This is a genomic window from Caulobacter sp. CCG-8, from assembly GCF_037402475.1.
Taxonomy (GTDB): Bacteria; Pseudomonadota; Alphaproteobacteria; order Caulobacterales; family Caulobacteraceae; genus Caulobacter.
The window spans coordinates 274,147-288,778 of the sequence record NZ_JBBEUD010000002.1 but is presented as its reverse complement, the minus strand read 5'-3'; the positions used below and the strand labels follow the sequence as shown (position 1 = coordinate 288,778).

The 14,632-nt window shown below is 68.9% G+C and carries 11 protein-coding genes; 5 read left to right on the top strand and 6 right to left on the bottom strand.

Going from position 1 to position 14,632, the window contains the following annotated elements:
• The first annotated feature begins 106 nt into the window (after nt 1–106).
• From hfq to WAE60_RS02840, 3 genes are all read left to right on the top strand, one after another.
• Complete coding sequence (gene hfq / locus WAE60_RS02850) at nt 107–355, top strand: RNA chaperone Hfq (protein ID WP_012286640.1); 249 nt, start codon at nt 107–109, stop codon at nt 353–355.
• 10 nt (nt 356–365) lie between these two features.
• Nucleotides 366–1,721: a GTPase HflX gene (gene hflX / locus WAE60_RS02845; protein WP_029917269.1), complete on the top strand. Its 1,356-nt coding sequence runs from the start codon at nt 366–368 to the stop codon at nt 1,719–1,721.
• Nucleotides 1,722–1,789: 68 nt separating this feature from the next.
• Nucleotides 1,790–2,341 (top strand): lysozyme, encoded by a 552-nt coding sequence (locus WAE60_RS02840; protein ID WP_337684873.1) that lies wholly within the window; start codon nt 1,790–1,792, stop codon nt 2,339–2,341.
• An 82-nt stretch (nt 2,342–2,423) separates the two neighbouring features.
• On the opposite strand, the gene mazG is transcribed toward WAE60_RS02840, so the two are convergent.
• From mazG to WAE60_RS02815, 5 genes are all read right to left on the bottom strand, one after another.
• Nucleotides 2,424–3,263 (bottom strand): nucleoside triphosphate pyrophosphohydrolase, encoded by an 840-nt coding sequence (mazG, locus tag WAE60_RS02835; protein ID WP_337684871.1) that lies wholly within the window; start codon nt 3,261–3,263, stop codon nt 2,424–2,426.
• A complete protein-coding gene (locus WAE60_RS02830) occupies nt 3,223–4,614 on the bottom strand; it encodes an MFS transporter (protein ID WP_337684870.1) in 1,392 nt (463 codons plus the stop codon). The genes mazG and WAE60_RS02830 overlap by 41 nt, the downstream gene beginning before the upstream one ends.
• Before the next feature lie 95 nt (nt 4,615–4,709).
• Nucleotides 4,710–5,216 (bottom strand): hypothetical protein, encoded by a 507-nt coding sequence (locus WAE60_RS02825; protein WP_337684868.1) that lies wholly within the window; start codon nt 5,214–5,216, stop codon nt 4,710–4,712.
• 13 nt (nt 5,217–5,229) lie between these two features.
• Entirely contained in the window at nt 5,230–6,414 is a 1,185-nt protein-coding gene (nhaA, locus tag WAE60_RS02820) for a Na+/H+ antiporter NhaA (protein ID WP_337684867.1), read from the bottom strand.
• 208 nt (nt 6,415–6,622) lie between these two features.
• On the bottom strand, nt 6,623–8,083 hold the full coding sequence (locus tag WAE60_RS02815) for a cobyric acid synthase (RefSeq protein WP_029917264.1): 1,461 nt from the start codon (nt 8,081–8,083) through the stop codon (nt 6,623–6,625).
• Between the two features lie 81 nt (nt 8,084–8,164).
• Between WAE60_RS02815 and WAE60_RS02810 the strand changes: the two genes are divergently transcribed.
• Together WAE60_RS02810 and mfd are read left to right on the top strand one after the other, a co-directional pair.
• The gene (locus WAE60_RS02810; protein ID WP_029917263.1) at nt 8,165–8,458 is read left to right on the top strand and encodes a succinate dehydrogenase assembly factor 2; all 294 of its coding nucleotides are present in this window, start codon (nt 8,165–8,167) and stop codon (nt 8,456–8,458) included.
• A gap of 218 nt (nt 8,459–8,676) precedes the next feature.
• The gene (mfd, locus tag WAE60_RS02805; protein ID WP_337684866.1) at nt 8,677–12,141 is read left to right on the top strand and encodes a transcription-repair coupling factor; all 3,465 of its coding nucleotides are present in this window, start codon (nt 8,677–8,679) and stop codon (nt 12,139–12,141) included.
• On the opposite strand, the gene WAE60_RS02800 is transcribed toward mfd, so the two are convergent.
• Nucleotides 12,138–14,474 (bottom strand): autotransporter domain-containing protein, encoded by a 2,337-nt coding sequence (locus WAE60_RS02800; protein ID WP_337684865.1) that lies wholly within the window; start codon nt 14,472–14,474, stop codon nt 12,138–12,140. The two genes, mfd and WAE60_RS02800, sit on opposite strands and share 4 nt — an antisense overlap.
• Nucleotides 14,475–14,632: the final 158 nt, after the last annotated feature.

Genomic DNA, 14,632 nt, shown 5'->3' with positions numbered 1-14,632 from the left:
CATTTTCTTCGCCGATTGGTCATACCAACTGGCGAAAAATGCTTTAGTCTGAACTCGTTTGTGTGGGGGGCGTGTGGCCCTCCAAAACAATAAGAGGGGAATCCCCATGTCGACCGAAAAAAAACAGAACCTTCAGGACACGTTCCTGAACAGCGTGCGCAAGTCGAAGACGCCGCTGACCATCTTCCTGGTGAACGGCGTGAAGCTGCAGGGTGTCGTCAGCTGGTTCGACAATTTCTGCGTCCTGCTCCGCCGCGACGGCCAGTCCCAACTGGTCTACAAGCACGCCATTTCGACGATCATGCCGGCCCAGCCCGTGCAGCTGTACGAGCCGAGCGCTGATCAAGACGATTGATTCCTAGGGTTTGACGAAGTCCACCTCCAAGTCCATCGACCACGCTGCGCCGATCTTCCGGGCGTTCGTGATCCATCCCGTGCGCCCGGCGCGCGGCCAGGCGGCCATCGAGGCGCGTGATCCCAACGCGCGTCTCGAGGAAGCCGTCGGCCTGGCGATCGCCCTCGATCTCGACGTGGTCGAGACGATGATCGCCCCTCTGCGCCAGGTGACCCCGGCCACCCTGTTCGGCAGCGGCAAGGTCGACGAGCTGAAGGCCATCTGCGAGGTCGAGAAGATCGACGTCGCCGTCTTCGACGACCAGCTGACCCCGGTCCAGCAGCGCAATCTCGAGCGCGGCCTGGGCGTCAAGGTCATCGACCGCACGGGCCTGATCCTCGAGATCTTCGCCCGCCGGGCCCGCACCCGCGAGGGCAAGCTGCAGGTCGAGCTGGCCAGGCTCGACTACGAACGCTCGCGCCTGGTCCGCACCTGGACCCACCTTGAGCGCCAGCGCGGCGGCACGGGCTCGACCGGCGGCCCCGGCGAAACCCAGATCGAACTGGACCGCCGCCTGATCGCCGGCACGATCGGCAAGCTCAAGCGCGAGCTGGAGGAGGTGCGGCGCACCCGCACCCTGCACCGCTCGGCCCGCAAGAAGGTCCCGTACCCGACGGTGGCCCTGGTCGGCTACACCAACGCCGGCAAGTCGACCCTGTTCAATCGGCTGACCAACGCCACGGTCGTGGCCCAGGACATGCTTTTCGCCACCCTGGACCCGACCCTGCGCACCGTGAAGCTGCCCGACGGGCGGCCGGCGATCCTGTCCGACACCGTCGGTTTCATCTCGGACCTGCCGCACGAGCTGGTCGAAGCCTTCCGCGCCACCCTGGAGGAGGTGCAGGAGGCCGACGTCGTGCTGCACGTGCGCGACGTGGCCAATCCCGACACCGACGCCCAGGCCCGCGACGTCCAGAAGGTGCTGGCCGAGCTGGCCGTGCTGGGCGACGACGGCGAGGCCGAGGACGGCAAGACCCTGATCGAGGTCTGGAACAAGATCGACCTGGTCGACGGCGAGGCCCGCGAGATTCTCGAGGGCCAGGCCCGGCGGCAGGGCGCCTCGCCGGTCTCGGCCGTCACGGGCGAGGGCTGCGCCGAGCTGCTCAAGCGCGTCGGCGGCCTGATCGACGACACCCCGCCGGTGGCGGTGCGCCTGTCCGCCTCGGACGGCGAGGCCCTGGCCTGGATCTATCGCAACGGCCGGGTCGAGAGCCGTGAAGACGAAGGAGACGGCGGCGTGCGCCTGATCGCCCGCCTCGACGCCCAGGCCCTGGGCCGGTTCGAGCGGCAGTTCCCCCAGGTCTGGGTGATGGCGACCGGCGACTGAGCGTTCACGGCTTGCCGCGCTCGCCCGACAGGTGAACACTCGCCCTCCACATTCGGAGGGCGAGCACCATGGCCGACAACGATCCCTGGGACGGCGTGACGGTGCCCGAGGCCGCGACCACGGTCGTCAAACGGGTGGAGGGCTTCTTCGCCAAGCCCTATGACGACAACGGCGCCCTGCCGGGCGGCACCTGGACCATCGGCTACGGCACCATCCGCGACGCGGCCGGCAAGCCCGTCACGCCCTCGACCCCGGCCATCAGCGAGGCCCAGGCGGTCAAGCTCTTGATGCGCGACATGAAGCGCGCGGCCATGGACGTCCACGCCCGGGTGCGCACCCCGCTGCGGGCCCATGAGGCCGCGGCCCTGATCTCGTGGACCTACAATCTCGGCGACGGCGCGCTGCGCACCTCGACCTTGCTGCGCAAGCTGAACGCGGGCGAGAAGACCGCCGTGCCCGACGAGATGCGCCGCTGGATCAACCAGGGCGGCAAGCCGCTGGTCGGCCTGCTGCGGCGCCGCTGGGCCGAGGCGGCGATCTTCATCGGCAAGGACCCGGTGAATGCGTGCGTCAGGGCCTGGCGCGAGATCGACAGCCTGGACGACTGGCCGGCCTTCTAGGGTCGGGGACATGCACTCGTGCGTGTCCCCACCAACAGCGCCCAGGGTCTGGGGACACGCCGCAAGGGCATGTCCCCGACGGTTATTTCTTCTCCGCCGCCTTGGCCGCGTTCCATAGGCCGTCCATCTCGGCCAGGTCCGACTGGTCGGGCGTGCGGCCGTCCTTGGCCAGCTCGGCCTCGATGAAGGCGAAGCGACGCGCGAACTTGGCGTTGGTGGCGCGCAGGGCGTCCTCGGGCTCGACGTCCAGCTTGCGGGCCAGGTTGGCGACCACGAACAGCAGGTCGCCCAGCTCCTCGCGGGCCTTGGCCTTGTCGCCGGCGGCGATCTCGACCTTCAGCTCGGCGACCTCCTCGGCCAGCTTGTTCAGCACCTCGTCGGTCGAGGGCCAGTCGAAGCCGACGCGCGCGGCGCGCTTGGTCAGCTTGACGGCGCGGGTCATGGCGGGAAGGCCGGCGGGCACGTCGTCCAGCACGCCGCCCTTCTTCTTGGCCTGGCGCTCCTGGGCCTTCAGCGCCTCCCAGCCGGCGACCTGGGCGTCGAGGTCGTCATAGGCGTGGTCGCCGAACACGTGCGGGTGGCGGCGCACCATCTTGTCGTTGATCGCCGAGGCCACGCCCGCCAGATCGAAGGCGCCTTGCTCCTCGGCCATGCGGGAGTGGAACACCACCTGCAGCAGCAGGTCGCCCAGCTCCTCCTTCAGGTCGGACAGGTCGTTCCGCTCGATGGCGTCGGCAACCTCGTAGGCCTCTTCGACCGTGTAGGGCGCGACGGTAGCGAAGGTCTGCTCCAGGTCCCACGGGCAGCCGCCGTCGGGATCGCGCAGTTTCGCCATGATGTCGATCAGAGTGAAGAGCGGGTGCTGGTCCTTCTCCCGGGGATCATTCAGCGGCGGGTTTTGGGCTGGCGAGGGGGGCGACATGCGGTTCCGGACTCGGGCTGGGGAGGGGCTCGGCCGCGTCCCGTTCGTCGAGCTGACGGCGGATCTCGGCATGGGCGGTCGCGTCCAGCGGATAGCGCAGGATGACCGCGCACACCAGCAGCCCCAGCACCGCCGGCGCCACCGCGTAGAGGGCGATCAGCGCCGTGTCGCCCTGAGCGCTGGGGACCTTGGGATCGAAGCCCAGCTTGCCCAGCACGATGAACACACCGATGGCCAGGGCGTAGCCCAGCTTCACCGTGCCGTTGACGACGGCGTACAGCAGGCCCGTGCGGTCGACGCCGCTGACCAGCCGCTCCTCGTCGCCCAGGTCGGCCATCATCGAGCGCACCAGCAGCGGCGCAGCCGAATAGGGCAGGCCGGCCAGGACCAGGATCAGCGTGCCGATCACGCTCATGCCGCTGGGGGTGAAGACGGTGGCGAACTGCACGAAGGCGTAGATCAGGGCCGCGACGGCCAGGGCCTTGTGCTTGCCGATCTTCTTGGCCAGGAGCGGCCAGATCGGCGAACCGCCCAGGGCGGCGACGAAATAGATCAGCAGCAGGACGCCGGCCTCGCCCTTGTCGAAGCCCTTGATGCGCTCGAAGAAGAAGAAGAACAGCGCCCCGGCGATGCCGGGGGCCAGGCCCATCAGCAGGTCGGCGAACAGCAGGATCTGCACCGACGGGCGCTTGATCAGGCCCAGATACTGCTTGAGCCCGGCCTGGTGCCGGACCGGCGGGACGTTGGTCTCGCCCACCACGGCGGAGGCCAGCAGGAAGGTCAGGGGCAAGAGGGCGATGATCAGCCAGCCCATGGCCTGGATGCCGGCGGCGTGGTCGCCCTTGAACACGATGGCCAGCAGCGGCGGCAGCAGCAGCACCAGGATCATGCCGACCACGTTGCCGGCGCTCCACCAGCCATAGACCCGGGATCGCTGCTGGTAGTCCGGCGACAGCACCGCGCCCCAGGCCGTGTGCGACAGCACCGCCATCGAGTAGCCCACGTAGCAGACCACCAGCCAGCCCCACAGGTAGAGCGGGCCGATCCCCGGCTTGGCCATGAACAGGAAATAGGCCGCCAGCATCAGCACCGGCGCGGCGGCCAGCAGCCAGGGCCTGAACCGGCCCAGGCGGGTGCGCGTGGTGTCCATCAGTCCGCCCAGGATCGGGTCCAGGATGATGTCGGCCACCCGCACCAGCAGGAAGGCCGAACCGACCATCGACAGGGAAAGGCCCAGGTCGCTGACGTAGTATTCGGGCAGGTAGACCACCAGCGGCAGGCCCAGGGCTGCCAGGGGCAGGCACGGCGCGGCGAAGGCCGCCAGGGTCCAGGATGAGCGCCGTTCCGACATGCGTTCCTCGCCGACTACGGGTTGGCCCCGCGTTCATGAACAGCGATCAGACGCCGTGTCGGGACGACTGGCAAGAGGTCATCGAAACGCGCGTTTCAGCGCGCGTCGCTGAACTGGTCCTTGGCCAGGCGGCGGGCGAGGCGGTCGAAAGCGTCCTCGGCGTCGTGCCAGGTCGAGCTGTGCCGGGCCCAGCGGATGTCGTCGCCGTACCAGCTGTAGGCGATCGGCGTGCGTTGGCCGGCCGCGTCGACATAGTCGCCGCTGATCGTCGCCCCGCCGTTGCCGAAGCTCTCCATCGACAGGCCCTGGGTGGTCAGCAGTTGCTGGGCGGTGGGGCGGTTGGGGCGGGCGTCGTCGATGACCAGGGTCAGGACGCCGCCGTCCCGGGCCGAGGGCAGCCGCCGCTCGATCGTCCGCCGCAGGTCGGCGGCCAGGGAGTCGAGGTCGCGGTCGCCGATCTGGTCGGCCTCCTCGGCCAGGCCGGGACCGATGGAGACGCGGACCGACGAGACGGCCGGGGCGGCGAAGGCGGCCAAGGGGGCGGCCAGGGCCGCGCCCAGCGCCAGGGCGGCGAGGAGAGGGGAGACGAGGACGGCGCGCATGACAGGCTCCGGTTCAGGCTTCAGTGGAGATGTGGGGATCGCGGGGGCGCGGCGCCAGGCTGAAGACCAGCCAGCCCAGCAGGGCCGACAGCAGCGAGCCGGCCAGCACGCCGATCTTGGTCTCGGCCTGCAGGACCGGGGCGTCGAACGCCAGGTTGTTGATGAACAGGCTCATGGTGAAGCCGATGCCGCAAAGGGCCGAGACGCCGAAGATCTGCGCCCAGGACGCGCCGCTGGGCCGCTGGGCCCAGCCCAGCTTGATGGCGGCCAGGCAGAACAGGCCCACGCCGATCGGCTTGCCCAGGAACAGACCCAGCTCGGCGCCCAGGGTGGCGGGGGCGGTCAGCTCCGCCAGCCCCACCTGGCCCAGGGCGACGCCGGCGTTGGCGAAGCCGAACACCGGCACGACCAGGTAGGCGACCCACGGATTGAGCGCGTGCTCCAGGCGATGGAGCGGCGAATGCCCGTCGTCGGGACGGGCCGGCGATTTGGTGATCGGGATGGTCATGGCCAGGATCACCCCGGCCAGGGTGGCGTGCACGCCGGACTTCAGGAAGAAGACCCAAAGTCCAGCCCCGACAACCAGATAGGGCCAAAGCCTCATCACCTTGAGACGGTTCATCGTCACCAGCGCCGCCAGGGTCGCCGCCGCCCCACCCAGGGCCCAGAGGGTCAGGTGGTCGGTGTAGAAGACGGCGATGATCAGGATGGCGCCCAGGTCGTCGATGATCGCCAGGGCGGCCAGGAAGACCTTCAGCGAGCCCGGGACGCGGGGCCCCAGCAGCGACAGCACGCCCAGGGCGAAGGCGATGTCGGTGGCGGCCGGGATGGCCCAGCCGCGCAGGTTGGCGGGCGCCTGCAGATTGACCGCCACATAGATCAGGGCCGGGACCAGCATCCCGCCCAGGGCCGCCACGCCGGGCAGCACGCGCCGCGACCAGCTGGACAGCTCGCCATCGACCATCTCGCGCTTGATCTCCAGCCCGACCAGCAGGAAGAACACGGCCATCAGGCCGTCGTTGACCCAATGCCCCAGCGATAGACCTAAAATCTCGACATGCAGGGCGTGGAAATAGTCCTCCGCCAGCGGCGAATTGGCGACGATCAGGGCCAGGGCGGCCGCGCCCATCAGCAGCAGCCCGCCGGCGGATTCGCTCTGGAGGAAGGCGCGCAGGGCGGAGATGGGGCGAGCGGTCATGCAGCGGGCCTCGCGGGAATCGTCGGAAGCATCCTCGCGCGTCGGATGGGGCGGGGCTATCGAAACCGACCCATCCCTTATCGTTGTCATCCCGGAAAGCGCGCAGCGCTTGTCCGGGCCCCAGGGGCGGCTGCACCGCGTCGGCCCAGTCACCTGGGTCCCGGACAGCGTCTGCGAGGCTTCCGGGATGACAACGGCTTTTTGCGTTCTACAGCCCCGCGATCCGCGCGATCGCCTCGATATCCAGCGAACGCTCCAGCATCCCCGCGATCTCGTCCAGGGCCGCATCGACGCGCGCGGCGTGGTCGCGCGGCGTCACCGCCAGGCCGAGCGGGGCGAGCAGGGCGGCCCGCGCCTCGCCGCGCTCGAACAGGCCGTGGACATAGGCGCCGGCCACCCGGCCGTCCGGCGAGACCGCGCCGTCCACGGTCCCGCCGTCGAAGGCCAGCATCGGGGCCGCCGCGCCCGGACCGGTCGTTCGGCCCACATGCATCTCGTAGCCCGAAAAGGCCGCGTCGCCGTCCAGCAGCCGGCCCGTCGTCGCCCGCAGCACCTTGTCGCCCAGCAGCACGGTCTCGACGTCCAGCAGGCCCAGGCTGGCCGCCGAGCCCGGCGCGCCCTCGATCCCCTCGGGGTCCGACACCGTCCGCCCCAGCATCTGGTAGCCGCCGCAGACGCCCAGCACCCGTCCGCCGCGACGCACATGGGCCAGGATGTCGATGTCCCAGCCCTGGGCGCGCAGGAAGGCCAGGTCCGCCAGGGTCGCCTTGGTCCCGGGCAGGATCACCAGGTCGGCGTCGCCGGGCACGGGCGTCCCGGGCGGCAGGAAGGCGAAGTCGATGTCGGGATCGGCCCGCAGCGGGTCGAACTCGTCGAAATTGGCGATCCGCGACAGCATCGGCACGACGATCCGCACGCGCCTGTCGCCGTCGGCGCGGACGGGCCGCTCCAGCACCACCGCATCCTCGGCGGGCAGGGCGCGGGCCGGGGCCAGCCACGGCGCCATGCCCAGGTCCGGCCAGCCGGTGCGCGCCACGATCTCGCGCCGGCCTTCATCGAACAGCGAAGGATCGCCGCGGAACTTGTTGATGATGAAGCCCTTGATGCGGTCGCGGTCAGCCGCGTCCAGCACCAGGTGGGCCCCGGCCAGGGCGGCGATCACGTGCCCGCGGTCGATGTCGCCGACCAGGGCCACCGGCACGTCGGCGGCGTGGGCGAAGCCCATGTTGGCGATGTCGCCCGCCCGCAGGTTGGTCTCGGCCGGACTGCCCGCGCCCTCGACCAGCACCAGGTCGGCCTCGGCGGTCAGCTGGCGATAGGCCTGGACCGTGGTGGCCAGCAGGTCGGGCTTCAGCCCCTGGAAAGCCCGCGCCTTGTAGTTTCCCGCCACCTTGCCCAGCACCACCACCTGGGCGCCGACGTCGCTCTGCGGCTTCAGCAGCACCGGGTTCATCTGGACCGTCGGCGGCGTGCGGCAGGCGATGGCCTGCAGCGCCTGGGCCCGTCCGATCTCGCCGCCGTCGGCGGTGACGGCCGCGTTGTTGGACATGTTCTGCGGCTTGAACGGCCGGACCACCAGACCGCGATTGGCGAACAGCCGGCACAGGCCCGCCACCAGGGTCGACTTGCCCACGTCCGAACCGCAGCCCTGGATCATCAGCGAGGCCATGGTCCGCGCCTACAAGGCCTGCCGATCCCGGTCAATCCGCCGCTGGCGCAAGGGCTTTCGGCGCTCTATATCCCCGGTCACATGACCATCGATCACGACTCCCGCCTCCGGCGGCTGAAGTTCCGGGCCTGGCATCGCGGATTTCGGGAAGCGGACCTCATTCTGGGGCCGTTCGCGGACACCCATGGCCCCAACCTGACCCCCGAGCAGCTGGATACGTTCGAAGCGCTGATGGAGGAGTCGGATCGCGAGATCTACGCCTGGATCGTCGGCCAGGAACCGACCCCGGCCAAGTTCGACACCGACGTCCTGACCCTGATCAAGACCTTCCGCTACGAAGCTCATGCGTCGCGGCCGATCGGGGACGGGATGTGATCCCCCTGAATCCGCTCATCCCGGCGAATGCCGGGACCCAGATCCCATGGCGGCGCGGATGATTGGAGGCGCTCAGCGTTCATGGCGTCAGTCATACCGCCATTCCATCTGGGTCCCGGCATTCGCCGGGATGAGCGGGGGTTGAAAGTCCCGAGCGCGATCTTGGTAACAACATCATCGTCAGCACGTTGTCGCTGACCAGTCTTCGAAGAGTCCCCATGGCCTACGACGCCAAACAGATCGCCAAGGCCTCGGGAGGCCTGACCCTGGCCGGCGCGCCGGAGGGCTTCGACGCCCTGGTCATGGCCGACATCGCCCGGGCGCGCGGCGGCCTGACCGCCTTCGTGGCCCGCGACACCGCCCGGGCCAGCGCCTTCATCGACGCCCTGAAGTTCTTCGCCCCCGAGATCGAGACCGTGCTGTTCCCCTCGTGGGACTGCCTGCCCTATGACCGCATCGGCCCGTCGGCTGGGGTGGCGGCCGTGCGCATGGCCACGCTGCACCGCCTGGCCGAGGGCCTGGGCAAGGACAAGCCGGCCATGCTGGTCACGGCCGCGCCGGCCCTGCTGCAGCGGGTGCCCGAGAAGGCCGTCCTGCTGCGCGCCAGCTATTCGGCCAAGGTCGGGAATTCCGTCGATGTGGCGGACCTGGAACGCTATTTCGCCATCAACGGCTACAGCCGCGCCTCCACCGTCTCCGAGCGCGGCGAATTCGCCATCCGCGGCGGGGTGATCGACGTCTATCCGCCGGCCGCCGAGGAACCGGTGCGCCTGGACCTGTTCGGCGACACGCTGGAGAGCATCCGCGCCTTCGATCCCGAGACCCAGCGCTCGACCAAGCAACTGAAGGAAATCCAGCTGCTGCCGGTCAGCGAGGCCCTGCTGGACAAGGACGGCGTCTCGCGGTTCCGCAACGGCTACATCCGCGCGTTCGGCGCGCCGGGCGACGATCCGCTGTACGCCACGATCAGCGAGGGCGGCCGCCGCGCCGGCCTGGAGCACTGGCTGCCGCTGTTCTACGAGCGGATGGCGACCCTGTTCGACTATCTGCCGGACGGAGCCCTGGTCGGCGTCGACCACCAGGTCACGGAAAGCCGCGACGAGCGCCTGGCGATGATCGCCGACGCCTATGACGCCCGCGCCTCGGCCGACCGCAAGTCGGCCTACCGCCCGCTGGAGCCGCACGCCCTCTACCTGACCGCCCAGGAATGGGACCAGGCGCTGGACGACCGCCCCAACCGCAAGTTCACGCCGTTCCAGCCCCAGGGCCTGGACGTCGTCGACCTGGGCGCGAAGCTGGGCCGCACCTTCGCCGCCGAGCGGGCCCAGGACAGCGTCAACCTGTTCGAAGCCACCGCCGACCACGCCCGCAAGCTGGCCGGGGAGGGGAAGCGCGTGCTGTTCGCCTCGTGGTCCGAGGGCTCGTCCGAGCGCCTGGGGACCATGCTGGCCGACCACGGCCTGAAGAAGATCCCCTACGCCGCCTACTGGCAGGCGGCCAAGGCCAACGATCCCAAGGCCCCGCAGCGCGTGGTCCTGCCGCTGGACAACGGTTTCGAGACCGACAGCCTGGCGGTCATCTCCGAGACCGACATCCTGGGCGACCGCCTGGCCCGGCCGCGCAAGAAGCGCCGCGCCGCCAACTTCCTGGCCGAGGCCAGCGCCCTGACGCCGGGCGATCTCGTCGTGCACATCGACCATGGCATCGGCCGCTACGAGGGCCTCAAGACCCTCGATGTCCAGGGCGCGCCGCACGACTGCCTGGACCTGCTGTACGGCGGCGAGGCCAAGCTCTACCTGCCGGTCGAGAACATCGACCTCCTGACCCGCTACGGGACTGACGGCGAGAACGTCCAGCTGGACAAGCTGGGCGGCGCGGCCTGGCAGGGGCGCAAGGCCAAGGCCAAGGAACGCCTGCGGGTCATGGCCGAGGGCCTGATCCAGATCGCCGCCGCCCGCCAGCTGAAGTCGGTCGAGGAGACCGATCCGCCGCACGGGGTGTTCGACGAGTTCTGCGCCCGCTTCCCGTACGAAGAGACCGACGACCAGCTCTCGGCCATCGCCGACGTGCTGGAGGATCTGGGCTCGGGCAAGCCCATGGATCGCCTGATCTGCGGCGACGTGGGCTTCGGCAAGACCGAGGTCGCCCTGCGCGCGGCCTTCGTGGTGGCCATGAGCGGCAAGCAGGTGGCCGTGGTCTGCCCGACGACGCTGCTGGCCCGCCAGCACTACAAGACCTTCAAGGACCGCTTCCAAGGCTGGCCGGTCAAGGTCACCCGCCTGTCGCGCCTGGTGACCGGCAAGGAGGCCTCCGACACCCGCGAGGGCCTGGCCAACGGCCAGTTCGAGATCGTGGTCGGCACCCATGCGGTGCTCTCCAAGCAGGTCTCGTTCAAGGACCTGGGCCTGGTGATCGTCGACGAGGAGCAGCACTTCGGGGTCAAGCACAAGGAGAAGCTCAAGGAGCTTCGCGCCGACGTGCACATGCTGACCCTGACCGCCACGCCGATCCCGCGCACCCTGCAGATGGCGCTCAGCGGCATCCGGGAGATGTCGATCATCGCCACCCCGCCCGTCGATCGCCTGGCGGTGCGCACCTACATCAGCCCGTTCGACCCGGTCACCCTGCGCGAGGCCCTGCTGCGCGAGAAGTATCGCGGCGGCCAGGCCTATTACGTGGTGCCGCGCATCAAGGACCTGGAGGACATCGAGAAGTTCCTCCGCACCCAGGTGCCCGAGGTGAAGTACGTGGTCGGTCACGGCCAGATGGCCCCGACCCAGCTGGAAGACGTGATGACGGCCTTCTACGAGGGCCAGTACGACGTGCTGCTCGCGACGACGATCGTCGAAAGCGGGCTCGACATCCCCTCGGCCAACACCCTGATCGTCCACCGCGCCGACATGTTCGGCCTGGCCCAGCTGTACCAGATCCGCGGCCGGGTGGGGCGGTCCAAGGCCCGGGCCTACGCCTACCTGACCACGCCGGCCGAGAAGCAGATCACCTTGTCGGCCGAGAAGCGCCTGAAGGTCCTGCAGTCGCTGGACAGCCTGGGAGCCGGCTTCCAGCTGGCCAGCCACGACCTGGACCAGCGCGGCGGCGGCAACCTGCTGGGCGACGAGCAGAGCGGCCACATCAAGGAGATCGGGGTCGAGCTCTACCAGCAGATGCTGGAGGACGCCGTCGCCGAGCTGCGCGAGCGCCAGGGGGCCGAGGCCCTGCTGGAGGACCGGGGCTGGTCGCCGCAGATCAACACCGGCGCGGCCGTGATGATCCCCGACGACTACGTGCCCGACCTGAACGTGCGTCTGTCGCTCTATCGCCGCCTGTCGGAAGCCGAGAAGGCCGCCGACCGCGAGGCCCTGGCCGCCGAGCTGATCGACCGCTTCGGCCCGCTGCCGCCCGAGACCGACAGCCTGCTGAAGGTGGTCGCCATCAAGGGCCTGTGCCGCGAGGCCAATGTCGCCAAGATCGACGTCGGTCCCAAGGGCGCGGTGGCCAGCTTCCGCAACGACGAGTTCGCCAACCCGCTGGCCCTGGTCCAGTTCGTGTCCAAGAACAGCCTGATCTGGAAGGTGCGCCCCGACCAGAAGGTGGTGATCAAGGGCGAGTGGGACACCCCGGCCCAGCGGCTGGACGCGGCCGAGAAGATCCTGTCGCAGCTGGTGAAGTTGGCGAAGGCCTAGAAGGCCGCTCGCAGCCGCACCCAGCCGGACACGCGGTTGAAGCCGGACCCGACTTCACCGTCGGCTCCAGCCGACACGGTGGTCCCCGCCCCGAGCTTCAGATCGAGCCCACCGGCGATTAGGGCGACATTGCGAGGCGGCCTTGAACCCAGGATCGTCATGTCCGAACCCGGCAGGCCGATGAACCGCGCGGTCATGGCGCGGTCCCGTTCGAGATAGTATCCCCATCCCGCTTGAACGAAGCCCGCGACTTTGTCGGAGCCGACCAGCTCTCCGGTCGTGGCCCTCAAACCCAATTCGGCGCGCGCGTTGTCGCTCGTGCGCCCCGCGACCTGAAGCACGGTTTCCGTCACGGTCGCCTCTTCCTTGATGTCGGGGCTTTCGACCGACACCCATCGCAGGCTCGCGATCGGCGCGAGGGCGCCGGCCTTGCCTTGGATGACGGCAATGGACGCATCCAGTTGTGCGCTCCAGGCCTTCAGATCGTACTTGGCCGAAACGTCCGACAGGCTGAACACCGGAATAGCCCGATGCGTATCCGTGTCGAACACGCCATGGCTGACGGCGCCGGCGAGGTAGAGTTTGCCGATCCGGCCAAGGCCATAGACCCCAAATTCCAGCGTGTCGGACTTGGCGCGCCCCTGATCCCGGGCCAAGGACAGATCGTTTGTGCCGGCCGCGATCGCGGCGCCGAACAGCGCGTTGGCGTTCGGATGAATATCGACGCCGAAAGCCAGTTGGCCGTCGTGACTATCGCCATGGGTGGATCCGACGCCCGAGACGTCCCCGTCGCTGCGACCGGTCGACCCAAACGCCGCGCCCCAGAGGATCAGACCGCGTTCGTCGCGGGTGACGCGGCGGCCGTCGGCGGCGAAGGGATCCAACATGACGCCCAGGAATTGCTCGGCGACAGGCGCGACCGAGGACGCGGTCGCCACATGGATTTCCCCAGACAGGCTCGCCAGGGCCGGACCCAAGGCGCCGCTGGGCTGGCTGTACAGGGCGAAGAACGGCGAGGGATCGCCGCCGGCGGCGACAGCGCGATCTATGCCGACCGCGACATTGCGTTCGTTCTGCGTAGTGGCCCCCTGCTCAAGGAGCAAAGACAGGTCATCCGGCAGCACGTTCAGCACGACCGAATTGGCGGTGTAGGCGATGAACCACCGGACGTCGGGGCCAAACGAGCCCTGGGTTTCGACCGTGCCGAACTTTCCCGTCCGGCCACCGGTGGCGGACAGGAGCGTATAGGAGACGGCGCCGGTATAAGGTCCGACCGCGGGGAGGAGACGCAGGGTTCCGGCCAGGCTGGCGACACCGCCGACATTGACCCGATCGGCGCCCGCGGTCACGACATCAACGATGTAGACGCCGTCCGCGCCGAAGGTGAGCGGACCATTGATCGTGAAGACGTCCGCGACGACGGGATTGCCCGGCGCCAGCGCGCCATGAACGATCGCACCGCCCACCGAACCTGATCCGCTGAGCCTTCCCGACGGGTTGACGGTGACCGTGGATACAAGCGAGCCGTTCACGATCAGCCGGCCCTCTTCGATGATCGTCGGCCCGGTATAGGTGCTGCCCCCCGTCAATGTCAGCTCGGACGGGTCGCGCTTGATCACCTGGCCCGTGCCGGAAATGACACCGTCGAAATTGGCGCGACCGCCGCTCGCGAAAATCAGCGTCGCGTTGTCGACTACATTGCCGACAATGCTGCCTGCGCCGCCACGACCGATCTGCAACGCCCCGGCGGAGATCACCGTGCCGCCGGTGTAGGTGTTGTCGCCACTGATGATCGTCGTGCCCGTACCGTCCTGGTGCAACGATCCTGAACCGATGACGCTCCGGACCAACTGGAAATCATTGGAATGGTTGATCGCAAGCACACCCGACCCCTGGGTCACGATGTTGCTGAGCAGGCGTCCGGGGAACGCTCCCGTCGTCCCGCCATCGCCGAACTGAAGCACGCCGTTCTGGATGACCACACCGCCGGTGGCGAAGACGTTGTCGTTCGTCAGCACGGTGACGCCGGAGCCGATTTGCCAAATGTTTCCCGCCCCCCGCATCTCCGTCGCGACGACGAGCCGGTCGGACCTGTTGAACTGCAGAACGCCATTACTGAAGATCAAGCTCGTGTTCGCGATCGAGCCGGTGACTCCTCCGTTTCCGAGGGCGAGGGTCCCGCTAATGTCCGTCCGCCCGGTGTAGGTATTGGCGCCCGTCAGGACGAGCGTACCGGCGCCGCCCTTGGATATGCCGAAGGGACCGCTGATCGGGCTGGATTGGGTCGCCGACGCCGCTTCCGCTGAGACGACGAGGGAGCTGTCCTGGGTCAAGACGATAGGACCGAAAGGATCGACCTGGCCGTCCTGATAGACGTACGTCTGGGCCCGCGCCGGCGAAGCGCAAACCGACACCGCTGCTGCACATCCCAACAGTAGGACCTTTAGGGGTCGTGAAGATGTCGTCCGCACAACAGTTCTCCTGCGCTCGC

Excerpts from the sequence above, each read along its gene's own strand:
- hfq (WP_012286640.1), top strand. The coding sequence starts at position 107 with ATGTCGACCGAAAAAAAACAGAACCTTCAGGACACGTTCCTGAACAGC.
- WAE60_RS02840 (WP_337684873.1), top strand. The coding sequence starts at position 1,790 with ATGGCCGACAACGATCCCTGGGACGGCGTGACGGTGCCCGAGGCCGCG.
- mazG (WP_337684871.1), bottom strand. The coding sequence starts at position 3,263 with ATGTCGCCCCCCTCGCCAGCCCAAAACCCGCCGCTGAATGATCCCCGG.
- WAE60_RS02830 (WP_337684870.1), bottom strand. The coding sequence starts at position 4,614 with ATGTCGGAACGGCGCTCATCCTGGACCCTGGCGGCCTTCGCCGCGCCG.
- WAE60_RS02825 (WP_337684868.1), bottom strand. The coding sequence starts at position 5,216 with ATGCGCGCCGTCCTCGTCTCCCCTCTCCTCGCCGCCCTGGCGCTGGGC.
- nhaA (WP_337684867.1), bottom strand. The coding sequence starts at position 6,414 with ATGACCGCTCGCCCCATCTCCGCCCTGCGCGCCTTCCTCCAGAGCGAA.
- WAE60_RS02815 (WP_029917264.1), bottom strand. The coding sequence starts at position 8,083 with ATGGCCTCGCTGATGATCCAGGGCTGCGGTTCGGACGTGGGCAAGTCG.
- WAE60_RS02810 (WP_029917263.1), top strand. The coding sequence starts at position 8,165 with ATGACCATCGATCACGACTCCCGCCTCCGGCGGCTGAAGTTCCGGGCC.
- mfd (WP_337684866.1), top strand. The coding sequence starts at position 8,677 with ATGGCCTACGACGCCAAACAGATCGCCAAGGCCTCGGGAGGCCTGACC.